General features: G+C 72.0%; 21 protein-coding genes and 1 riboswitch. Of the genes, 12 read left to right on the plus strand and 9 right to left on the minus strand.

Features of this window, described 5'->3' with window-relative positions; genetic code table 11:
- Positions 1–360, minus strand: a 360-nt coding sequence (locus tag ACWF94_RS08820; protein WP_453486088.1) for an isocitrate lyase/phosphoenolpyruvate mutase family protein, incomplete at its 3' end; no start/stop codon positions are given.
- Positions 361–382: 22 nt separating this feature from the next.
- On the minus strand, positions 383–1,003 hold the full coding sequence (locus tag ACWF94_RS08825) for a carboxymuconolactone decarboxylase family protein (protein ID WP_453486090.1): 621 nt from the start codon (positions 1,001–1,003) through the stop codon (positions 383–385).
- Between the two features lie 47 nt (positions 1,004–1,050).
- Here ACWF94_RS08825 and pdxR point away from each other — a divergent pair, with 47 nt between their 5' ends.
- Positions 1,051–2,487 carry a MocR-like pyridoxine biosynthesis transcription factor PdxR gene (gene pdxR / locus ACWF94_RS08830; protein WP_453486092.1) on the plus strand — a complete coding sequence of 479 codons (1,437 nt, stop codon included), beginning with the start codon at positions 1,051–1,053 and terminating at the stop codon, positions 2,485–2,487.
- A gap of 216 nt (positions 2,488–2,703) precedes the next feature.
- On the opposite strand, the gene rocD is transcribed toward pdxR, so the two are convergent.
- A complete protein-coding gene (gene rocD / locus ACWF94_RS08835; protein WP_453486094.1) occupies positions 2,704–3,909 on the minus strand; it encodes an ornithine--oxo-acid transaminase in 1,206 nt (401 codons plus the stop codon).
- 132 nt (positions 3,910–4,041) lie between these two features.
- Positions 4,042–4,132: riboswitch (ZMP/ZTP riboswitch) on the plus strand.
- Between the two features lie 91 nt (positions 4,133–4,223).
- Here rocD and ACWF94_RS08840 point away from each other — a divergent pair.
- From ACWF94_RS08840 to ACWF94_RS08850, 3 genes are all read left to right on the plus strand, one after another.
- Entirely contained in the window at positions 4,224–5,492 is a 1,269-nt protein-coding gene (locus tag ACWF94_RS08840; protein ID WP_453486096.1) for a serine hydroxymethyltransferase, read from the plus strand.
- 279 nt (positions 5,493–5,771) lie between these two features.
- The gene (trpS, locus tag ACWF94_RS08845) at positions 5,772–6,785 is read left to right on the plus strand and encodes a tryptophan--tRNA ligase (RefSeq protein ID WP_453486098.1); all 1,014 of its coding nucleotides are present in this window, start codon (positions 5,772–5,774) and stop codon (positions 6,783–6,785) included.
- Positions 6,786–6,977: 192 nt separating this feature from the next.
- Positions 6,978–7,571: a 2'-5' RNA ligase family protein gene (locus ACWF94_RS08850; RefSeq protein WP_453486100.1), complete on the plus strand. Its 594-nt coding sequence runs from the start codon at positions 6,978–6,980 to the stop codon at positions 7,569–7,571.
- 45 nt (positions 7,572–7,616) lie between these two features.
- Here ACWF94_RS08850 and ACWF94_RS08855 read toward each other — a convergent pair whose 3' ends face one another.
- Both ACWF94_RS08855 and ACWF94_RS08860 read right to left on the minus strand, forming a co-directional pair.
- Positions 7,617–8,372 carry a decaprenylphospho-beta-D-erythro-pentofuranosid-2-ulose 2-reductase gene (locus tag ACWF94_RS08855; RefSeq protein WP_453486101.1) on the minus strand — a complete coding sequence of 252 codons (756 nt, stop codon included), beginning with the start codon at positions 8,370–8,372 and terminating at the stop codon, positions 7,617–7,619.
- A 68-nt stretch (positions 8,373–8,440) separates the two neighbouring features.
- Positions 8,441–9,889, minus strand: a complete 1,449-nt coding sequence (locus tag ACWF94_RS08860; protein ID WP_453486103.1) for an FAD-binding protein — start codon at positions 9,887–9,889, stop codon at positions 8,441–8,443.
- 173 nt (positions 9,890–10,062) lie between these two features.
- Between ACWF94_RS08860 and ACWF94_RS08865 the strand changes: the two genes are divergently transcribed.
- The 3 genes from ACWF94_RS08865 (at position 10,063) to ACWF94_RS08875 (ending at position 12,948) form a co-directional block, all read left to right on the plus strand.
- Positions 10,063–10,890, plus strand: a complete 828-nt coding sequence (locus ACWF94_RS08865; protein WP_453486105.1) for a phosphatase PAP2 family protein — start codon at positions 10,063–10,065, stop codon at positions 10,888–10,890.
- On the plus strand, positions 10,883–11,839 hold the full coding sequence (locus ACWF94_RS08870; RefSeq protein ID WP_453486107.1) for a decaprenyl-phosphate phosphoribosyltransferase: 957 nt from the start codon (positions 10,883–10,885) through the stop codon (positions 11,837–11,839). The genes ACWF94_RS08865 and ACWF94_RS08870 overlap by 8 nt, the downstream gene beginning before the upstream one ends.
- Before the next feature lie 125 nt (positions 11,840–11,964).
- The gene (locus ACWF94_RS08875) at positions 11,965–12,948 is read left to right on the plus strand and encodes a YihY/virulence factor BrkB family protein (RefSeq protein ID WP_453486108.1); all 984 of its coding nucleotides are present in this window, start codon (positions 11,965–11,967) and stop codon (positions 12,946–12,948) included.
- 244 nt (positions 12,949–13,192) lie between these two features.
- Here the strand turns inward: ACWF94_RS08875 and ACWF94_RS08880 are convergent, their stop codons facing one another.
- Entirely contained in the window at positions 13,193–14,410 is a 1,218-nt protein-coding gene (locus ACWF94_RS08880) for a D-alanyl-D-alanine carboxypeptidase family protein (protein WP_453486124.1), read from the minus strand.
- A gap of 130 nt (positions 14,411–14,540) precedes the next feature.
- Here ACWF94_RS08880 and ACWF94_RS08885 point away from each other — a divergent pair, with 130 nt between their 5' ends.
- From ACWF94_RS08885 to bla, 5 genes are all read left to right on the plus strand, one after another.
- Positions 14,541–14,783 (plus strand): SCO4848 family membrane protein, encoded by a 243-nt coding sequence (locus ACWF94_RS08885; RefSeq protein WP_453486110.1) that lies wholly within the window; start codon positions 14,541–14,543, stop codon positions 14,781–14,783.
- Between the two features lie 11 nt (positions 14,784–14,794).
- Positions 14,795–16,465 (plus strand): metallophosphoesterase, encoded by a 1,671-nt coding sequence (locus ACWF94_RS08890; protein ID WP_453486112.1) that lies wholly within the window; start codon positions 14,795–14,797, stop codon positions 16,463–16,465.
- A 106-nt stretch (positions 16,466–16,571) separates the two neighbouring features.
- A complete protein-coding gene (locus ACWF94_RS08895; RefSeq protein ID WP_453486113.1) occupies positions 16,572–18,128 on the plus strand; it encodes an ABC transporter substrate-binding protein in 1,557 nt (518 codons plus the stop codon).
- 158 nt (positions 18,129–18,286) lie between these two features.
- Entirely contained in the window at positions 18,287–18,652 is a 366-nt protein-coding gene (locus ACWF94_RS08900; protein ID WP_453486115.1) for a hypothetical protein, read from the plus strand.
- 220 nt (positions 18,653–18,872) lie between these two features.
- Positions 18,873–19,790, plus strand: coding sequence for a class A beta-lactamase (gene bla / locus ACWF94_RS08905; RefSeq protein ID WP_453486116.1), 918 nt, complete (start codon positions 18,873–18,875; stop codon positions 19,788–19,790).
- A 77-nt stretch (positions 19,791–19,867) separates the two neighbouring features.
- On the opposite strand, the gene ACWF94_RS08910 is transcribed toward bla, so the two are convergent.
- From ACWF94_RS08910 to ACWF94_RS08920, 3 genes are read right to left on the minus strand one after another with little or no spacing between them, the layout of a single operon-like run.
- Entirely contained in the window at positions 19,868–20,584 is a 717-nt protein-coding gene (locus tag ACWF94_RS08910; RefSeq protein WP_453486118.1) for a TetR family transcriptional regulator, read from the minus strand.
- Between the two features lie 11 nt (positions 20,585–20,595).
- On the minus strand, positions 20,596–21,204 hold the full coding sequence (locus ACWF94_RS08915; RefSeq protein WP_453486120.1) for a thiol-disulfide oxidoreductase DCC family protein: 609 nt from the start codon (positions 21,202–21,204) through the stop codon (positions 20,596–20,598).
- Positions 21,201–21,644: a hypothetical protein gene (locus ACWF94_RS08920; RefSeq protein WP_453486122.1), complete on the minus strand. Its 444-nt coding sequence runs from the start codon at positions 21,642–21,644 to the stop codon at positions 21,201–21,203. Before ACWF94_RS08920 ends, ACWF94_RS08915 begins: the two co-directional genes overlap by 4 nt.
- Between the last annotated feature and the right edge of the window lie 107 nt (positions 21,645–21,751).

Consider the following 21,751-nt stretch of genomic DNA (forward strand, 5'->3'; position numbering starts at 1 on the left):
GTCCTGGAGCACTTTGTCGATCGAGTCCTCCAGATTGCAGCCGACCGCGCCCGTCTCCAGCAGCCGGGCGACCAGTTCGGCCGGCGGCAGCCCGTACCCGGCCTCGATGTCCGCCGAGACAGGGATGTCCACCGCGCGGACGATCCGGGCGATCGCCGCGAACATCTCGTCGGCCGGGGTCTGCCCGTCCTCGTAGCCGAGTACCGCCGCGATCCCGGCGCTCGGGGTCGCGAGTGCCGGGAAGCCCGCGTCGGCGAAGGCGGCGGCGCTGACCGCGTCCCACGGTCCCGGCAGGACGAGCGGATCATCGGCGGGGCGGTCGTGATGGAGTGCGTGGAAGGTCTGAACGGCACTGGTCATGGCGATGCGCTCCTTGGTGATCTCAGTGGTCGTGGCTCGCCCGCGGGCGTCCGTAGTAGCCGATGCCGATCCGGGCGGTCACTCCGAAGCGGTTCCAGGCGTTCATGACCGTGATACCCGCGATCAGATGGGTCAGCTCCGTCGCGTCGAACTCCTTCGCGGCCCTCTCGTACACCTCGTCCGGCACAAAGCCGCCCGGGAGGATCGTGATCGCGTCGGTCAGTTCGAGCGCGGCGATCTCCCGGGCCGTGTAGAGGTGCCGCGACTCCGCCCACGCGCTGAGCTGGACGATCCGCTGGACCGACTCGCCCGCCGCCAGCGCCGTCTCGGCGTGCATGTCGAGGCAGACGGCACAGCGGTTGATCTGGGATGCCCGGATCTTGGCCAGCTCCAGGATCACCGGGGCGACGCCCTTTCTGGCGGCGCGGTCCAGTGCGACCATGGCGTGGTAGACGTCCGGGGCGAGCCGTGTCCAGTGGAGGCGGGGCGGGTGCGCGGGGAGCCGGTCGGTTCTCGCTTCCGGGCCGGTGGCTGGGTCCGTGGCTGTGCCGGGTCCCGTACCTGTGCCGGGTCTCGTGCCCGTGTCGGGTCCCGTACCTGTGTCGGGTCTCGTGCCCGTGCCGGTGGTCGTGTCAGTGCCCATGGCCGTGAATCTAATGGCGATGTGGCGCAGCGGTATGGTCCAGTTCCATGGAGAAAGCTTGGGCCACTTCGGTCGCTCCCGCCTCCGGAATCGGCGCCGATCTGGACATTGAGCTGCATGGCTCCCGGCTGCGCGCCGGACTGACGGAGGCGTTGCGCGAGGCCGTACGCGGGGGACGGCTCGCCCCCGGGGCGCTGCTGCCGTCGTCGCGTTCGCTCGCCGCCGATCTGGGTGTCGCCCGCAACACCGTGGCCGCCGCGTACGCCGAACTCGTCGCCGAGGGCTGGCTCGTCGCCCGCCAGGGTTCGGGCACCCGGGTCGCGCCCCGTGCCGTACCGCACCGGCCCGCGGGTGTGGCCGCCGCGCCGCCGGCCAGTCCCCGCCCCCGGTACAGCCTGATGCCGGGCTCGCCCGACCTGACCGCCTTCCCCCGGGCGCAGTGGCTGAAAGCGGCCCGCCGGGCCCTGACCGCCGCACCCAGCGACGCGTTCGGGTACGGGGGTCCGCGCGGCCGGATCGAACTGCGGACCGTGCTGGCCGACTATCTGGCCCGCGCCCGTGGGGTGCTCGCCGACCCGGAGCGGATCGTGGTGTGCGCGGGCTTTGGTCACGGGTTGATGCTGATGGGCGAGGTGCTGCGGCGGCGCGGGGCCCGGGAGACGGCGGTGGACGCGTACGGGCTGGACGACCACTGGGATGTGCTGGCCGCCGCGGGACTGCGGACGCCCGCGCTCCCCTTCGACGCGCGGGGGACGCGGGTGGACACCCTGGGGGCGGGTGGCCCGGGCGGGGCAGGGGCCCGGACCGGGGCCGTACTGCTGACGCCCGCCCATCAGTTCCCGGTGGGTGTCTCGCTGCCCGCCGACCGGCGCGCGGCCGTGGTCGACTGGGCGCGTGCGACGGGCGGGCTCGTCCTGGAGGACGACTACGACGGGGAGTTCCGCTACGACGGGCGCTCGGTCGGCGCCCTTCAGGGCCTCGACCCCGACCGGGTGGTCTATCTGGGAACCGTGAGCAAGTCGCTGGCCCCGGGGCTGCGGCTGGGCTGGCTGGTGCTGCCCGCCGACCTGGTCGGGAAGGTGCTCGAAGCCAAGGGGAGGATCGACTGGGCAACGGGGGCGCCGGAGCAGCTGACGCTGGCGGAGTTCATCGCCTCCGGCGCGTACGACCGTCATGTACGGGGGATGCGGCTGCGCTACCGCCGCCGCCGTGACCAGTTGCGGGCCGCGCTGGCGGAGCGTGCGCCCGCTGTCCGGATCACCGGGGTCGCCGCGGGGCTGCACGCGGTCCTCGAACTGCCGCCGGGCACCGAGCGCTCCGTGCTGCGCGCCGCGGCCCGGCACGGACTCGCGCTCGAAGGGCTCTCCCGGTTCCGGCACCAGGACACCCCGCCGCGCGGCGACGCCCTGGTGGTGGGATACGGAACCCCGCCGGAGAGCGCCTGGGCGGGTGCGCTGGACACCCTCTGCCGCGTTCTGCCCTGACGCGCCCGGGGCCTGCTGGAGCCGTGGCCCCGCGATTCCGTACGGGCCGGGCCGCCCGCTCCGCCTGACCGGTCCGGCGGGGCCGGGCCGGTCGGGCGGGCAGCGGGCAGCGGGCAGCGGGCACGGCGGGTCACCCGGGTGCCAGAGTGGCCACCCGGTGACCCGGCACCCGGTAACCCGGTCACGAGGGTCCCTCGATCACCCGCGTCACCCGTGTCACCGGGCCAGGACCGCGCGGAGCTGGTCGAGGCCCCAGTCCAGGTCCTCCTTGCTGATCACCAGGGGCGGGGCGATCCGGATCGTGGAGCCGTGGGTGTCCTTGACCAGGACCCCGCGGTCCATCAGCTTCTCGGAGATCTCGCGGCCGGTGCCGTGCGAGGGCGCGATGTCCACGCCCGCCCACAGACCGCGGCCACGCACCGCGTCCACCGCGCCGCCGCCGGTCAGCAGGCCCAGCTCACGGTGGAGATGGTCACCCAGTTCGGTGGCGCGCTGCTGGTACTCGCCCGTGCGCAGCATCGCGATCACCTCCAGGGCGACCGCGCAGGCCAGCGGATTGCCGCCGAAGGTCGAGCCGTGCTCGCCGGGCCGGTGGACCCCCAGCACCTCCCGGGAGGAGACCACGGCCGACACCGGCACGACCCCGCCGCCCAGCGCCTTGCCCAGGACGTACATGTCCGGCACGACGTCCTCGTGCTCACAGGCGAACGTCTTCCCCGTACGCCCCAGACCCGACTGGATCTCGTCCGCGATGAACAGGACGTTCCGCTCGCGGGTGAGCTTCCGGACGCCCGCGAGATAGCCGGTCGGGGGCACCAGGACCCCGGCCTCGCCCTGGATCGGCTCCAGCAGGACGGCCACCGTGTTCTCCGTGACCGCCGCTTCCATCGCGGTGAGGTCCCCGTACGGGACGATCTCGAACCCGGGGGTGTACGGCCCGAAGTCGGCCCGCGCCTCCGGGTCGGTGGAGAAGCTGATCACCGTCGTCGTACGGCCGTGGAAGTTGTTCGCGGCGACGACGATCTTCGCCGTGTTGGCCGCGACGCCCTTGACCCGGTAGCCCCACTTGCGGGCGGTCTTCACCGCCGTCTCCACCGCCTCAGCCCCGGTGTTCATCGGCAGCACCATCTCCATGCCGCACAACTCCGCCAGCCGGGCGCAGAACTCGGCGAACCGGTCGTGGTAGAAGGCGCGGGAGGTGAGCGTGACCCGGTCGAGCTGGGCCTTGGCGGCGTCGATCAGCCGGCGGTTCCCATGGCCGAAGTTGAGCGCGGAGTAACCCGCGAGCATATCGAGGTAGCGGCGGCCCTCGACATCGGTCATCCACGCACCGTCCGCCGTGGCGACGACGAGGGGAAGCGGGTGGTAGTTGTGCGCGCTGTGTACCTCGGCGGCAGCGATGGCGCTCTCGGTTGCGGACACGGGTATCTCCGTTCACTGGATCTTTGCTGCAAGACAAGACATCCGGCGTGGGGGTCGGTGTGCACCTGTTTCTATCGTCACTCGTGCGGCGGACGAAGAAACCTGCTGTGGGGAGCGGGTACTAGGGTTGAGGGTACGCACGGCGACTGGCGTACGCGGAAGTAACCGCGGGGAAGCCGTGCGCGCAGGAGCGAACGAGGTGCCGCCCGCCTGGGCACCCCGGCGACCCATCCCGGATGGGTGCCGCCCGCCCCCTGCCCCTGGCGAGGGGGCCGGGCGTACCCCGGACACCGCCCGTGACCTCGGAGGACGTCATGACCACGCCCCTGCCTCACCCCGCTCTCACCGCCGCCGATCCGGAGCTGGCCCAGCTCGTCGGCGCCGAGGAACAGCTCCAGGCGGAGACCCTTCGGCTCATCCCGAGCGAGAACTATGTCTCCCGCGCGGTCCTGGAGGCATCCGGCACCGTCCTCCAGAACAAGTACAGCGAGGGGTACGCAGGCCGCCGCTACTACGAGGGCCAGCAGATCATCGACCAGGTGGAACGGCTCGCCGTCGCCCGCGCCAAGGCCGTCTTCGGCGTCGAGCACGCCAACGTCCAGCCCTACTCCGGCTCCCCGGCCAACCTCGCTGTCTATCTCGCCTTCGCCCAGCCCGGCGACACCGTGATGGGCATGGCCCTGCCGATGGGCGGCCATCTCACCCACGGCTGGGGGGTCTCCGCCACCGGCAGGTGGTTCAACGGTGTGCAGTACGGCGTCCGCCAGGACACCGGTCTCATCGACTTCGACGAGGTGCGCGAGCTGGCCCTCAAGGAGCGGCCGAAGCTCATTTTCTGCGGTGGCACCGCCCTGCCCCGCACCATCGACTTCGCCGCCTTCGCCGAGATCGCCCGCGAGTCGGGCGCCGTACTGGTCGCCGATGTCGCCCATATCGCCGGACTGATCGCGGGCGGCGCGCACCCCTCGCCCGTACCGCACGCCGATGTGATCTCCACGACCACCCACAAGACCCTGCGCGGTCCGCGCGGCGCCATGCTGATGTCCCGCGACGAGCATGCCAAGGCCATCGACAAGGCGGTCTTCCCCGGCCTCCAGGGCGGCCCGCACAACCAGACCACCGCGGCCATCGCGGTCGCGCTCCACGAGGCCGCGCAGCCCTCCTTCCGCGACTACGCGGGGGCCGTCGTCGCCAATGCCCGCGCGCTCGCCGACGAGCTGCTCGCGCGCGGCTTCGACCTGGTCTCCGGCGGCACCGACAACCATCTGATCCTGATGGACCTCACCCCCAAGGACGTGCCGGGCAAGGTGGCGGCGAAGGCGCTCGACCGGGCCGGGATCGTCGTCAACTACAACACCGTGCCGTACGACCCGAGGAAGCCCTTCGACCCCTCCGGTATCCGTATCGGCACCCCCTCCCTCACCTCGCGCGGCCTCGGCACCGAGCACATGGCCGCCGTCGCCGACTGGATCGACCGGGGCGTGACCGCTGCCGGGGCGGGCGACGAGGCCGCGCTCACCGCGATCCGCGCCGAGGTCGCCGAGCTGATGGGGGCGTATCCGGCGCCGGGCCTCACGGTCTGAGCAGCCTTCCGGTGGATTCCGCCGGGGTCGGGGCGGGGCGGGGCCTGGGGGTTCTGGCCGGGCCGGCCTCGGCGGTCCGGGTGGGCCCGGCGGTCCCGGCGGTCCCGGTGGGGGCATGACCTGGCGGTCCGGGCGGACCGGTCCCGCCGGTCCGGGCGGACGGGTTCCGCCGGTCCACCGGGCGGCCCTGGCGGTGTCCGGGCGCCCGTCCCGTACCGGTGAAACCCGTTCCCGAACCGGCGGACAGAGCCCGGTTCCACACCTGAGACAATGAGGAACATGGCCCAAGACCGACCCCGCGCTCTGTCCGGCATCCAGCCCACCGCCGGCTCGTTCCACCTCGGGAACTACCTCGGAGCGATCCGCCAGTACGTGGCGCTGCAAGAGACCCATGACGCGTTCTACATGGTCGTCGACCTGCACGCGATCACCATGCCGCAGGATCCGAAGGAGCTGCGGGCCAACACCCGGCTCGCCGCCGCGCAGCTGCTCGCCGCCGGTCTCGACCCCGAGCGCTGCACCCTCTTCATCCAGAGTCATGTGCCCGAGCACGCGCAGCTCGGCTGGGTCATGAACTGTCTGACCGGCTTCGGCGAGGCCGCCCGGATGACGCAGTTCAAGGACAAGTCCGCCAAGCAGGGCACCGACCGCGCCACCGTCGGTCTGTTCACGTACCCGATCCTCCAGGTGGCGGACATCCTGCTGTACCGGGCGGACGCCGTCCCGGTCGGGGAGGACCAGCGCCAGCACATCGAGCTGACCCGCGATCTCGCCGAGCGGTTCAACACCCGCTTCGGCGACACCTTCACCGTCCCCGCCCCGTACATCGTCAAGGAGGTCGCGAAGATCTACGACCTCCAGGACCCGACGATCAAGATGAGCAAGTCGGCCTCCACCCCGAAGGGGCTCGTCAATCTGCTCGACGAGCCCAAGTCGACCGCGAAGAAGATCAAGAGCGCGGTCACCGACACGGACACCGTGATCCGCTTCGACCCCGTCGACAAGCCCGGTGTCAGCAATCTGCTCACGATCTACTCCACCCTGACCGGCGCGACCGTCGCCGAGCTGGAGAAGGAGTACGAGGGCAAGATGTACGGGGCGCTGAAGACGGACCTCGCCGAGGCGATGGTGGAGTTCGTCACGCCGTTCCGGAGCCGTACACAGGAGTATCTGGACGACCCCGAGACGCTGGACTCGATTCTGGCCAAGGGCGCCGAGAAGGCGCGTGCGGTGGCCGCCGAGACCCTCGCCGCGGCCTTCGACCGGGTGGGATTCCTGCCCGCGAAGCACTGACTCCAGGACCGGGGCGCGACGGCCCCGGGCATGAGCCTTACCGGCCCGCATCAGGGCCTCTACCACATACGGACACAGCGCGGGGGGTCTCTCGGCCCTGCCCCACTGTGTCCAACGCCTCTGGCCACACCCGCTGTCCAGCCCCCACACTGGCGGCTGGACGACTGCCCCTCAGGACTGAAGGAGAACCACGTGGGGACCGTAACGCTCGGCGTTTCGATCGCGGTCCCGGAGCCCTACGGCAGCCTGCTCCAGGAGCTGCGCGCGGGCTTCGGGGATCCCGCCGCGCACGGTATTCCCACGCATGTCACCCTCCTGCCGCCCACCGAGGCCGATCCCGCGCTGCTGCCCGCGATCGAGGCGCATCTCACCAAGGTGGCCACGGCGGGCAGGCCGTTCCCCATGCGGCTGTCCGGGACCGGTACCTTCCGTCCGCTCTCACCCGTCGTCTTCGTCCAGGTCGTCGAGGGCGCGGCGGCCTGCTCCTGGCTCCAGAAGCGGGTCCGGGACGCGTCCGGGCCGCTGGTGCGCGAGCTGCAGTTCTCGTACCACCCGCATGTGACCGTCGCCCACGCCATCGCCGAGGAGGCGATGGACGCCGCGTACGAGGAACTGGCCGACTTCGAGGCGGCCTGGACCTGCGCTTCCTTCGCGCTGTACGAACAGGGAGCTGACGGGGTGTGGCGCAAGCTGCACGAGTACGCGTTCGGGGGCGGTATCGGGTCCGTACCGGCGCAGGGCTCCCCGGTGGACGAACCCGCCACCGCGCCCTTCACCCCCTCCTAGCTTCCTGGCTTCCTGGCTTCGTGGTGTGTCACCCCCGCCCGGCGCTCACACCGGCAGGCGGCGGAACAGCGGGCGCGGCACATGCCGCAGCGCCGACATCACCACCCGCAGCGCCCCCGGCACCCAGACCGTCTCCGACCTGCGCCGCAGTCCCGTCTCCACGGCCGCGGCGACCGCTTCGGGGGTGGTGGCGAGGGGCGCGTCGGGCAGGCCCGAGGTCATCTTCGTCCGCACGAATCCGGGCCGTACGACCATGACGTGCACGCCCGTGCCGTGCAGGGCGTCCCCGAGGCCCTGGGCGAAGGCGTCAAGGCCGGCCTTGCTTGAGCCGTAGATGAAATTGGTGCGGCGGGCGCGTTCCCCGGCGACCGACGAGAGCACCACCAGGGAGCCGTGGCCCTGGTTCTGGAGCCCGGCGGCGCAGACGAGTCCGGCCGACACGGCTCCCGTGTAGTTGGTCTGGGCGACCCGGACAGCGGCCGGGGGGTCGCCCTCGTCGTTCGCCTGGTCGCCCAGGACGCCGAACGCGAGCAGCACCAGATCGATGTCGCCCTCCGTGAAGACCTTGCCGAGCGTCTCCTCGTGGGGTGCGGGGTCCAGCGCGTCGAAGGGGACCGTACGGACATCGGCGCCGAGCGCGCGCAGGGAGTCCGCGGCGGCGTCGAGGTCGGGGGAGGGGCGGCCCGCCAGCCAGACCGTACGGGCGCGGCGGGCGATCAGCCGGCGGGCGACCGCGAGTCCGATCTCCGATGTGCCGCCGAGGACGAGCAGGGACTGCGGGGTGCCGAAGGCGTCCTTCATGACCGGGTCTCCTATAACGGATACGGATACGGGGTGGGGCGGGCGAGTCGGCGCGGGTGGCCGTTGAGTCAGAGGGTGAGACGGCGGGAGAGATCGGAGGTGAAGACTCCCTGAGGGTCGAGCCGGGCCCGCAGCGCGCGGAAGTCGGCGAGCCTCGGGTACATCGCGGCGAGCGACTCCGGGCGCAGCCGGGAGTCCTTCGCGAGATAGACCCGGCCGCCCGCCGCCGCGATCTCCTCGTCCAGTTCATCGAGGAAGGCGCCGAGTCCGGGCAGCCGGGCCGGGATGTCCAGCGCGAGTGTCCAGCCGGGCATCGGGAAGGAGAGCCAGCCGGGATCGCCTTCGCCGAAACGTTTGAGGACCGCCAGGAAGGAGGGGCAGCCGCGCCGTGCGATGCGCCGGACCACCCGGCGCAGGGTCTCCTCCCGGCCGTGCCCGACCACGAACTGGTACTGGACGAAGCCGTCCCGGCCGTAGATCCGGTTCCAGTGCGGGACGCCGTCCAGCGGATGGAAGAACGCCGACAGGGGCTGTAGTTCACCGGTCCGCGACCGGGGGGCCCTGCGGTACCAGAACTCGTTGAACAGAGCGACCGCCGGACGGGACAGCAGCCCTCCCGGTACGAAGGCGGGCGGCGCGGGCCCCCGCCCGGGGCGGAACGCGAGCGGTGCGCGCCGGGCCCGCGCGCCCAGCGCCTCCAGCGGTGCGTGCTCGCCGCGGGTGAGGACCGAGCGCCCCAGCGCGCGGCCCCGGGCGAGCAGATCGATCCAGGCGACCGAGTAGCGGTAGCGGTGGTCGGTGGCGGAGAGACGGGCCATCAGATCGTCCAGATCGGCCGCCCGTTCGGTGTCGACGGACATCCAGGAGGTCTCCACCCGGAGCAGTTGTACGGTCGCCGAGAGGATCACCCCGGTAAGACCCATGCCGCCGGTCGTGGCGTCGAAGAGCGCGGTGCCCGGCAGGACCGTACGGATCTCGCCATCGGCCGTGAGCAGTTCCAGCGCCCGGACATGGCGCGAGAACGAGCCGCTGACATGGTGGTTCTTGCCGTGGATATCGGCGCCGACCGCCCCGCCTACGGTGACCTGCCGGGTGCCCGGCGTCACCGGGACGAACCAGCCGAGCGGCAGCAGCACCTCCATCAGCCGGTGCAGGCTCACCCCCGCGTCACAGACCACGATCCCCGCGTCGGCGTCGATGGCGCGCACGCGGTCCAGGGCGGTCATATCGAGGACGGTGCCGCCCGCGTTCTGCGCCGCGTCGCCGTACGCGCGGCCGAGCCCCCGCGCGATCCCGCCGCGCGCGCCCCAGGTCCGTACCGTCGCGGCGGCCTCGGCGGGGGAGCGGGGGCGCAGTACCCGGGCGGTGGTGGGGGCGGTGCGGCCCCAGCCGGTGACGGTGACGAACGGGTCGGCAAGGTCAGCGGGGTGGGCGGGGTGGGCGGGGTGGGCGGGCTGGGCGGAATCAGTGCGGTGAGCGGGGTCGGTGGCGGCGGCGGTTCGGGCATCGGCAGGCATACTCATGACCGTATCGCCACTTATGCCCGCATTTTCTGACGCTCTGATGGACTCGCCGAAATGGGTGATTAAACGAGTGTCATCAAAGAAGTTGGTGGGAAGTCGGCCGACCGCCCAGAAGAGTCGCCCCTGGCTCATGGGAAGGGCCTCGGGCTCATGAGAAGGGGCGGCGAATGAGATACGTCGACTGCGCGGCGGCCGACAGACGGCTGCTGGCCGCGCTCCGCGACTGCGGCGGCCGGCCGCGCGTGGCCACCGCCGCCCGCGCGCTCTCCTTCGCGGGCGAACACGGCGCCCTCTGGCTCGCGACCGGCTTCACGGGCGCGGCCGTGGACCGCGGGCGCCGGGGGCCCTGGCTGCGGGCGACCGCGCTGGTGGGCGCGGCGCACCTGGCGAGCATGGTGGTGAAGCGGGTGGTACGGCGGCCCCGGCCGGGGGATGTGCCGGTACGGCGTCGTCCCGTACGGGGTGTTCCGGTATCTGGACCTCCGGTATCTGGACCTCCGGTACCGGGCCTCCTGGTGCGGGGCGTGCCTGTGCCGGTGGTTCGGTCAGGTCCGGTGGAAACATCCGGTCCGGGCCCGGATTCCTCTCGCGTACGGCGGCGGCCATCGACGGACGCCCTGAACGGTCGGGAGGCGCTGCTTCCGCCGCTGGTGCGGACCGCCGGGCGGTACTCCTTCCCCAGTTCGCACGCCGCCTCCGCCGTCGCTGCCGCGGTCGCCTTCGGTGCGCTGCTGCCCGCCGCGCGGCGGATCGGCACCCCGGTCGCCGCCGCGATGTGTGTGTCACGGCTGGTCGTCGGGGTCCACTACCCCACCGATATCGCGGCGGGCGCCGCCCTCGGGGCGCTGGCCGCGCGTCTCGGGTGCCGCTGGCTGGTCCGGCCGGGGACCGGCCCCCTCGCCGCCGGGACCGGCCCCGTCGCGTTCCGTAGCGGGGCTGCCGGGACCGGACCCCTCACGTCAGGTACCGGAGCGGGGGGCGAGCGGAATGACTGAGCGCGGCACCGCGCTGCTGGAGCGGCCCGAGCGACCCGAGCCGGGCGGGCCGTCACCGGCCCGGCGTACCGGCCTGCCCGCCGGACTGCTCAGGACCACGCGCCCGAGACAATGGGTCAAGAACGTCCTCGTCGCCGCCGCGCCCGCCGCGGCCGGGGAACTGGACTCCCCGGGCACCTTCGCCCGACTGGCCGTCGTCTTCTCCCTCTTCACCGCCGCCGCCGCTGCCGTCTACCTCGTCAACGACGCGCGCGACGCCCCCGCCGACCGCGCCCACCCCGAGAAACGGCTGCGGCCCGTCGCGGCCGGTGAGGTCCCCGTATCCGTCGCCTATACGGCGGGTGCGGTGCTCGCCGTCTGCTCCGTCGCCGGGGCCGCCGCCCTGTGCACGCCCATGACCGGGGCGCTCCTCACCGCGTATCTGTCGATGCAGCTCGCGTACTGCGTCTGGCTGAAACATGTACTCGTCGTCGACATGGCCGTCGTCACCACCGGCTTTCTGATGCGCGCGATGATCGGCGGGGTCGCGCTCGGTATCCCTCTGTCGCGGTGGTTCCTGATCACCACCGGCTTCGGCGCGCTCTTCATGGTGGCCGCGAAACGGTACTCCGAGGCCGTCCAGCTTGAGCAGGCCAAGGGCGCGACCCGGGCGCTCCTCGGCGAGTACACGACCGGATATCTGCGTTTCGTCTGGCAGCTCGCCGCCGGGGTCGCCGTACTCGCCTACTGTCTGTGGGCCCTGGAGAGCGGCGGTGCGGACGACCGGGCGCTGCTGCCCTGGCGGCAGCTATCCATGATCGCCTTCATCCTCGCGGTGCTGCGGTACGCGGTCTTCGCCGACCGGGGCGCGGCGGGAGCGCCCGAGGACGTGGTGCTGCGCGACCGGGCGCTCGCCGTCATCGGGGTGGTGTGGGCCGCGATGTACGGCCTGGCGGTGGCCGGCCTGTGACACGGTCCCTGCCCGCGCCGGGCGGTCCCCCGGGCGCGGTCCGTCCCCCGCGCGCGGTCCGTCCGCGATTCCGGCGGCGGGTTACTGGTGTCACTGGTGTTCCGGACGGAGGGTAGGCGAAGGCCATGGACTGGTTGACCAAGCTCCCCCTCATCGGCCCGGTGGCGGCCCGGCTGATGAGGACCCATGCCTGGCATTCGTACGAGACCCTGGACCGCGTCCACTGGACCCGGCTTGCCGCCGCGATCACCTTCCTCAGCTTTCTCGCGCTCTTCCCGCTGATCACCGTCGCCGCCGTCGTCGGGGCCGCGCTGCTCAGCCAGGAGCAGCTGACCGAGCTGGAGGACAAGATCAGCGACCAGGTGCCCGGCATCTCCGACCAGCTCGACATCGGCTCCCTGGTCGCCAACGCGGGCACGGTCGGCGCCGTCGCCGGGTTGCTGCTGCTGCTCACCGGCATCGGCTGGGTCGGCTCGATGCGGGACTGTCTGCGGGCCGTGTGGGGGAAGGACGACGAGGACGAGGGCAACCCCGTGCTCCGTAAGGTCAAGGACGCGGGCATCCTGCTCGGCCTCGGCGCGACGGCCCTCGCCTCCCTCGGTGCGTCCGCGCTCGGCTCCACCGCCGTCGGCTGGACGGCGGATCGGCTGGGGATCGACGAGGGCGGGGCCGAGGGCGTCCTGCTGTCCGTCGCGGCGATCGCCATCGCCGTCGTCGCCGACTTCCTGCTGCTGTTCTATCTGCTGACCCTGCTGCCGGGGGTGCACCCCGCGCGCCGCCGGGTGGTGGTCGCGGGTCTGCTCGGCGCGATCGGCTTCGAACTGCTGAAGCTGCTGCTCAGCGGCTATATGCGGGAGGTCGCGTCCAAGAGCATGTACGGGGCGTTCGGGGTGCCCGTCGCCCTGCTGCTCTGGATCAACTTCACGGCGAAGCTGCTGCTGTTCTGCGCGGCGTGGACGGCCACCCGGGACGGGGGTGACTCCGTCCGGGCCGACGAGTCCGCCCGGGACAGCGGCGAGTCCGGGCACTGCGGCGACTCCGCGCGGGCCGGTGAGTCCGCCCGGACGGAGGGCGGCACCGGGGACCCCGGCCCGGCCCGGCCGGCCTGAGGCCGGGCCACCGGGCCGCCCGGCCGGCCTGACGTCGCGCTACCGGAACCGCCTGAGCGGGAGGGGCGGCGTCCAGGCGTCTGAGCGGGAGGGGCGGCGTCCAGGCGTCTGAGCGAGAGGGGCTCGCTGCCCGTACGGGTTGTGTGGTGCATGCGCTGCTCCCGCCGGGACGGGTCGTGCGGTGACCCGTCCCGATCGGTCGTACCGGGACCCGCGGTGACCCGGCCGCCCCGCCCGGCACGGGCTATCCGCGCCGCAGCGGCCAGCGCCGGTTGACCAGGAACACCGCGCCCGCGAGGGCGATCAGCACCCCGCCCGCGATCGCCAGAGCCGTACCGACTCCGCCCGATGAGCGCTCGGTGGCCTTGGCGGCGGGCTTCGCCGGAGCACCCTGGCGGGCGCCGCCGTTCGCGCCGGTCTCGGCGGACCTCGGGGGGACCAGTTCGCCGACCGGGGTGACCTTCCCGGCCGCCGCGAAGCCCCAGTCGAGCAGCCGTCCGGCCTCCTTGTAGACGGCCTGGCTCTCGTCGGACTCCGGGTTCATGACCGTGACGAGGAGCACCTTGCCGTTGCGCTCGGCGACGCCCGTGAAGGTCGCGCCCGCGTGGGTGGTGTTGCCGTTCTTGACGCCCGCGATCCCCTGGTACGGGGAGACACCGTCGCCCGTCATCAGCCGGTTGGTGTTCTGGATCTCGAATGTCTCGCGCTTGGCGCCGTCCATCTCACCGGGGAACTTCGCGCTGACCGTGGAGCAGTACTCGCGGAAGTCCTTCTTCTGCATCCCGCTGCGGGCGATCAGCGTGAGGTCGTACGCGGACGAGACCTGGCCGCTCGCGTCGTAACCGTCGGGCGACACGACCTGGGTGTCGAGCGCCTGAATCTCCTCGGCGTGTGCCTGCATGTCCTTGACGGTCTTGGGGATTCCGCCGTTCATCGCGGACAGGACGTGGACCGCGTCATTGCCCGAGCGCAGGAAGACGCCGAGCCACAGATCGTGGACGGTGTAGCTGAGATCCTCCTTGACCCCCACCAGGCTGCTGCCGGGGCCGACGTCCGCCAGTTCGGCCTGGGTCACGGTGTGCGTGGCGGCCTTGGGCAGCTTGGGCAGCAGGGTGTCGGCGAACAGCATCTTGAGCGTGGACGCCGGGGGGAGCCGCCAGTGCGAGTTGTGCGCGGCGAGTACGGCACCGGACTCCGCGTCCGCGACGATCCAGGACCGCCCGGTCAGCTCCTTGGGCAGTACGGGCGCCCCCGCGCCCAGGCTGACCTGGGTGCCCGCCTTCCCCAGCCGGGTGCCGCCGACCGTGGACATCGACGCCGGCGGGTTGGGCTGTTTGCGCGCGGCGGTGCCCGGCTTGCCGTCGTGGGTCCGTGCGGACGCGGGCGCGGCGGCGAGCAGGGGCAGTGGCAGCAGCGAGGCGGCGGTGACCGTCAGCGCGGTCTTCTTCGCGATGATCTTCAGGGCAGACACGGACGTGAAAGTACAGGGCAAATAAGAAAATATGGTTATCGGCTTGATGACTCGCCGTGCATGCCGCCGGGACAGCCCACCCCGGAGGCCCCTGGCGGGGGGCGGCCCGGATACTGGTCGTATGAAGCTCAGCCGCCCCGTGTCCTGGTTCCTGCTCTCCTTCGGGGTGTGGAGCTGGTTCATATGGGTCACTTTCGTTAAAAACCTGTGGAAGGACGGCAGCGGGCTCGCGTTCGACGACGCGGGTGACCCGACGGGCTATTTCTGGGTCCACCTCCTGCTCGCCGTGACGTCCCTGCTTCTGGGGACGGTCGTCGGAGTCATCGGGTTGCGTGCGGTTCGTGCCCTGCGGCGCGAAGAATAGGGGAGCTGTCTGTGATCGTGGTCGTCCTGCTCGTCGTGGTCGCGGCGCTCGCCCTGCTCGTGGGGGCGCACTGGTTCGTGTGGCGGCGGCTGGTCCGCGACACGACGCGGCCCGGAGGGGCGGCACGCCGGATCGGTACGGCGGCGGTGTGGGTGCTCCCCCTGCTGTCGGTGGGAGCGCTGGTGTCCGGGCGGGCAGGGGCGCCTTTCTGGCTGGAACAGGTGCTGGCCTGGCCGGGGTACCTCTGGCTGGCGCTGCTGCTGTACCTGGTGCTGTGGCTGCTCGTGGGGGAGTTGGTACGGGCGGTCTGGCTGCGCCGGGACAGGGCATCCGGCCGGGACGCCTCCCCTGGGCGGGACAGGTCTTCCGGCCGGGACGCCTCTCCTGGGCGGGACAGGTCTTCTGGCCCGGACGCCTCTCCTGGGCGGGACAGGTCTTCTGGCCCGGACGCCTCTCCTGGACCGGCGAACGCCCCCGGCCGGGACGATTCCCCCGTCCGGGGTGAGTCCGCCGTCCCGAGTGGCTCCACCCGCCGGGGTGAGTCCTCCGTCCGGAGCGAGTCCTCCGTCCGGGGAGAGCCTGAGGCCGGGGACGAGTCCCGCGCCGCCCGGGACGAGCCCGCGACCCCGTCCCTGTCCGGAACCGGTGCGGCCCACGGCCCCCTCGGCCGGGCCGCGGCGCCCCGGCCGGGCGCGGTCGCGGTCGAGTCCGGGACCGCCACGACGGCGCCGGGAGACGAGGACACGGTCCGGCCCGCGCCCGACGCCCCGATGGCGCCCGGCACCCCGACCGGGCCCCCCGCCCCGGACACGGCCGCCCCGCCCGGTCCGGCGGACGGCGACACCCCCCGTACCGTCTCCCGCCGGCTCTTCGTCTCACGGGTCGTCGGGGGCGGGGTGGCCGCCGCCGCGCTGGGGACCGTCGGCTACGGCACGTACGGCGTACTGAACGGGCCGGGGGTCAAGCGGGTCACCGTCCCGCTCGCCAAGCTGCCCCGGGCCGCGCACGGGTTCCGTATCGCCGTGGTGAGCGACATCCACCTCGGGCCCATCCTCGGCATCGGCCACACCCGGCGCATCGTCGACACCATCAATGCGACCCGGCCCGATCTCATCGCCGTCGTCGGGGACATGGTCGACGGCAGCGTCGCCGATCTCGGGCCCGCGGCGGAGCCGCTGGCGCGGCTGGAGGCCCGGCACGGGGCGTTCTTCGTGACCGGCAACCACGAGTACTTCTCCGGGGCCGATGAGTGGGTCGACCAGGTCCGCGAGCTGGGGCTTAGACCCCTGGAGAACGAGCGCGTCGAGATCCCGGGCGGCTTCGACCTCGCCGGGGTCAACGATCCGGCGGGAGAGGCCACGGACCAGGGCCCCGACTTCACCAGGGCCCTGGGCGACCGGGACCGCGCGCGGGCGTCCGTACTGCTCGCGCACCAGCCCGTGGTCGTCCACGACGCGGTCGACCACGGCGTGGACCTCCAGCTCTCCGGCCACACCCACGGCGGCCAGCTCTGGCCCGGCAGCCTCATCGCCGAACTGGCCAACCCGACCGTCGCCGGACTCGAACGGTACGGCGACACCCAGCTCTATGTGAGCCGGGGCGCGGGCGCCTGGGGACCGCCCGTCCGCGTCGGCGCGTCCTCCGATATCACGGTCGTCCAACTCGCGTCCCGCCAGGCGTAGTTGGGGTAAAGATTCCACCATTGAATGGCCGAAGCGCCCCCCTCGCGCGCCCCCTTGTGATGGGCTGACCCGCACGGGGGGTGGGCTCGAAGGGGAGCGGCCAGCCATGCAGTCGATCCGTCTGCGCGTACTCGTCACTTGTGCGGTGGTACTCATCGCGGCTGTCGGAGGCTGGCAACTGCTGCCGCCCGAACAGGCCGATCAGGACCCGATCACCGTGGGCACCACCGATGCGATCACCTCCCTCGACCCGGCGGGCGCGTACGACGCCGGTTCCTGGGCGATGTTCAGCAACCTCTACCAGTCGCTGCTCACCTTCAAGCCCGGTGGCCTCACCCCCGTTCCCGACGCCGCCCGCTCCTGCGACTTCGCCGGGCGGGATCTGCGGACGTACGTGTGCGAACTGCGCGGCGACCTCCGGTTCGCCAACGGCAACCGGATGACCGCAAACGATGTGCGGCACTCCTTCGAGCGGATGCTGTCCATCAAGGCGGACGTCGGCCCGCAGCCGCTGTTCAGCGCCCTTAAGCGCGTCACCACCCTGGGCAACAAGATCACCTTCAGTCTCGGCGCCCCCGACGCGACCTTCCCGCAGAAGCTCGCCACCGGCGCCGGGGCGATCGTCGACCGCTCCCGGTACCCGAGCGGGAAGCTGCGCACGGGCACGGCCGTCGACGGCTCCGGTCCGTACGTCCTCAAGGAGTACGAGCACGGCACCCGCGCCCGCCTGGTGCCCAACACCGCCTACCGGGGAGCGCTGAAGAAGACCGGCGGCCCGATCGAGATCCGCTACTTCCACACGTCGGGGGAGCTGGCGGCGGCCTGGCAGGCGCACCAGCTCCATGTCACCCACCGTCAGCTTCCGGCCGCGACGATCGCCGCCCTCACCCCCACCACCAGCGCCCGGCTGCGGATGACCGAGGCCCAGAGCCCGGAGACCCGCAGTCTCGTCTTCAATCTGCGCGACGGCTCTCCCATGGCGCGCAAGGCGGTACGCCGGGCCGTCGCCTCGGTGGTCGACCGGGGCAGGATCGCGCACACCGTCTACCGGTCCACCGTGGAGCCGCTGTACTCCCTGATCCCGCGCGGTGCCCTGGCCCACAGCAACCCCTTCTTCGACCGCTACCCCGAGCCCAGCGCGGTCCGCGCCCACCAACTCCTCGCCGAGGCCGGGGTCGACCTCCCCGTGAGCTTCACCCTCGCGCACCGGGCCGACGGCGGCCCCGCGGAGGAGGCGGCCGAGCTGAAACGGCAGCTTGAGGCGAGCGGGCTGTTCAAGGTGACGGTCCTCGCCAAGGACTGGACGCTGTTCCAGCGCGAGTACGCGGACGGCCGCTACGACGCGTACACCCTCGGCTGGCTCCCCGACTTCCCGGACCCCGACAGCTTCACCCAGCCGCTCGTCGGCAAGGACTCCACCCTCCACAACGGCTACGCCAGCCGCACCGTCGACCGGCTGATCGTGAACACCCAGCAGTACGACGAACGCTCCCAGGCCACCGGCGACTTCAAGGCGATCCAGCGCGTGGTCGCCGATGACGTGCCGATGGTGCCGCTGTGGCAGAAGAAGGACTACGTCCTGACCACCCGGGGCATCGGCGGCTCACAGTTCCTGACGGACGGCACCGGTATCTGGCGGCTGTGGGAACTGGAGTGGCTCTAGGAAGTGGCTCTAGGGAGTAGCTCTGGGGACTGGCTCCAGGCTGTGCCGTCCGGCCGGAGGGCACGTCAGGCGGACGGGCCGGGGGCGGCGCGGCCGGTCGGCGCACTGAGTACGCGTACGGATGGCGGTGCGCGGCGGCTCCCGCGCACGATGCCCAGGTGACGGATACCTCCGAGGCGACGGCCGCGCGGGGGCGGCGTACGATCATCACGATCCTGGTGGTGACGGCGCTGCTCCTGCTCCCCTTGCTGGGCGGGCTGTGGTACGCGGCCGATAACGCGCTCCAGCACAAGAGCACCACCGACTGGCGTGCCAACCACCAGGCCAAGCGGTCACTCGTGAACGCCGCCCTGCTGATCGCGGGCGTGCCCGCGATCAGCGCCGGCCTCACCTGGATTCTCGGCACGGTGCTGGGCCGCCGCCCCGGCGTCGCGGCTGCCACGGGGGCTCTCCTCGGCACGCTGGGCCTGTGGGCCGCAGGTCTCGTCGCGTTCTGCGTCGCCTTCGGCAACACCACGTTCTGATGCCGAGGAAGCCTCGCCGAGGCTTCGCGATCCACCGGGGTCTCTGAGGATCTCTGAGTACCGGTACTCATGCATGCGTGTACGAGACACGCAAAGGTGGGCGCGTGCCCGCTCGCGCTGATGCCGGGCGCCGCGCCGGCCCGGTCGTACCCGCGGCGAAACCACCCCGGCCGCCACCGCGTATTGCGGTACGTCATGATCACCTCCGAAGGGAACGCCCTTGCCCACCACAGGACCTCCTCGCCCGTCCCGCCGCACCGCACTCGCGGTCGGCGCCGGTACGGCACTCTCCGCCGCCCTCGCCGTCGGCGGGACGGCACACGCCCTGCCCAACCGGGACGGCATCACCTCGCGGCTGAGGGAACTCGAACAGCGGCATTCCGCCCGGCTCGGTGTGTTCGCCCGCGATATGCGCACGGGCGCGACGGTGGCGTACCGCGCGGACGAACGCTTCCCGGTGTGTTCGCTGTTCAAGACGATCGCCGCGGCGGCCGTACTGCGCGACCTCGACCACGACGGCGAGTTCCTGGCCAGGCGTATCCGGTACACCACGGAGTACGTCGAGAAGTCGGGCTACTCCCCGATCGCGAGCGAGGAGGCGAACGTCGAGGGCGGCATGACCGTCGGCAAGCTGTGTGACGCCGCCATCCGCCACAGCGACAACACCGCCGGAAACCTGCTGCTCCGGGAGCTGGGAGGACCGACCGCCATCACCCGCTTCAGCCGCTCGATCGGGGACGGCAGGACCCGGCTCGATCGATGGGAGCCCGAACTCAACTCCGCGGAACCATGGCGCGTGACCGACACCACCACCCCCCGCGCCATCGGCCGGACCTACGCGCGCCTGGTGCTCGGTGACGCGCTCACGCCCCGGGACCGGGCACGGCTCACCGGCTGGCTGCTCGCCAACACGACCAGCGACGAGCGATTCCGGGCCGGCCTGCCCGCTGACTGGATCGTCGCCGACAAGACCGGCGGCGGGAGTTACGGCGGCAACAACAACGCGGGCATCACATGGCCGCCGGACGGCACCCCGATCGTGATGGCCGTCCTGACGGCCAAACCCGAGAAGGACGCGCCCGCCGACAACCCGCTGGTGGCCAGGACCGCCGCACTGCTGGCGGCGGAACTCGGCTAGGTGTATTGCCCCGGGAGGTGCTGGGCGGGTTTCGAAACACGCCCGGGGCCGGGGGCCCGGTGCCGGAAACCCGGGGCTCAGCCCTTCTTCCGCGCGGCGATGCTCCCCGCCATCCCGGGCAGCAGATCCGTCAGCAGTTCGTGCACATCGTGGACGAGGGGCCGCAGCGCCCGGAAGCGGGAGAGGGTGATGCCCCGGGTGGTGAGCCGGGCGCCCTGTTCCGCCAGGCGTCTGCTGCGTCCGCGGCCCTCCGAGCGGTCGAAGACCCAGTAGAGGACGAGCCCCATCTGGGACAGCCACATCAGCTCCGGGAAGACATCGGCCAGTTCGTCGGGCACCTTGGCCTTCGCGCCCCGCAGGACTTCCCGGTGGACCGAGATGGCCTCCTCGCGGGCGTGTTCCGACTCGGGGGAGAAGGGGCTGAGCGGGCTTTCGGGATCGGCCGCGTTCTTGAAGAACTGGGCCGCGAACTCGTGGTACGGCTCGGCGATCTCCAGCCAGGCGAGCATCACTCCGGCCAGCCGCGCCTCCAGCGCGGTCTCCCTGTCCAGGACCGGCCGGACCGCGACCCGGTGCTCGGCCGCGATCCGGTCGTAGAAGCCCTGGACCAGGTGTTCCTTGGAGGAGAAGTAGTAGTACGCGTTGCCGACCGAGACACCGGCTTCCTTGGCGATGCCCCGCATCGTCGTCTTGTCGTAACCGCGCTCCTGGAAGAGCCGGAGCGCGGTTTCAAGGATGAGCGTGCGGGTCTGCTCGCTCTTGGGGGCACTCTTGGGAGCCTGCACGTCAGTCACGGTGTCCGAGCCTAACGGGGCGCGTCGCACCGGTCGTCGCAGGGCGGGCCCACCGCCGGGCCGCCGCCCGCTCCCGGGTCCACCGCCGGGCCGTCGCCGGTTCCCGGGACCGCAGCCGCCGGGTCCGACGACGCCGGGACCGCAGCCGCCGGGCCCGGCCCCGCCGGGGCGGCTGCCGCTTCCGGGGCCGCCGCGGACTGCGGTGCGGCCAGTTCCCGGTACTTGGCCGCGGCGAGCATGGTGGCCCGGACGAACGGTGCTCCGGCGGGGGTGGCCAGCCAGTGTGCCTTGGGCCGGTGCTCGGCCAGTGCCCACAGGCAGACGATCCAGGCGGCCGATCCGCTGAAGATCTGGCCCCGGTCGCCGATGACGGTGATCTCGCGCAGGGTACGCGGATGATCGAGCCCCGGGTACAGCTCCCGCGCCTCCCGCGACCCGGCGGGCACCAGCCTCAGCGGCACCAGTTGGCGCTGGCGGTGGAGCCACTGCCGCAGATGGACACAGAGGGAGCACTGCGCGTCGTAGAGGACCGTCAGTGCACTGATCGGGACGCCGGGGCGACCGGCGCGGCCGGGGGCGGCCGGGGCCCGGTGGTCCGGCTGGGCGGCCACGGTGGTCACGCTCCGGCCTGACCGGTGGCCGGCGGGGTCCACGGACCCTTGCCGGCCGGAGTGGTCCAGGCCCCCGGCGGTACCGGCGGCAGCTGTTCGCGCTCCATCACGCCCCGGCGGCGGATCTTGTTGAGGACATAGACATTGCACAGATGCATCACCCCGAGGACGAGCAGAACGACGCCCAGCTTCACCGAGAGCGCGTCGAAGAGTCCCCGCGCGTCCCGGACGGTCTCGGCGACCCGCAGATACAGGGCGACGAAGCCGAGGTTCACCAGATAGAAGCCGACGACCAGCAGATGGTTCACCGCCTCGGCGAGCTTCTCGTTCCCGTGCATCACATCGGAGAGGAAGATCCGGCCGTTGCGGCTCAGCGTGCGGGCCACCCAGACGGTCAGGGCCACACTGATCAGCAGATACACGATGTACGCGACCACATTGAGGTCCATGCCCACGCTCCTTGAACGCGTTCAAAAGTATGCCACGCACGAATGTAGACCTCTTTTTGAACATGTTCAAGCGATGGCCGTGACAGGGAGCCGACTGAGGGCCTTCC

It is taken from the genome of Streptomyces sp. NPDC055078, from assembly GCF_053607985.1.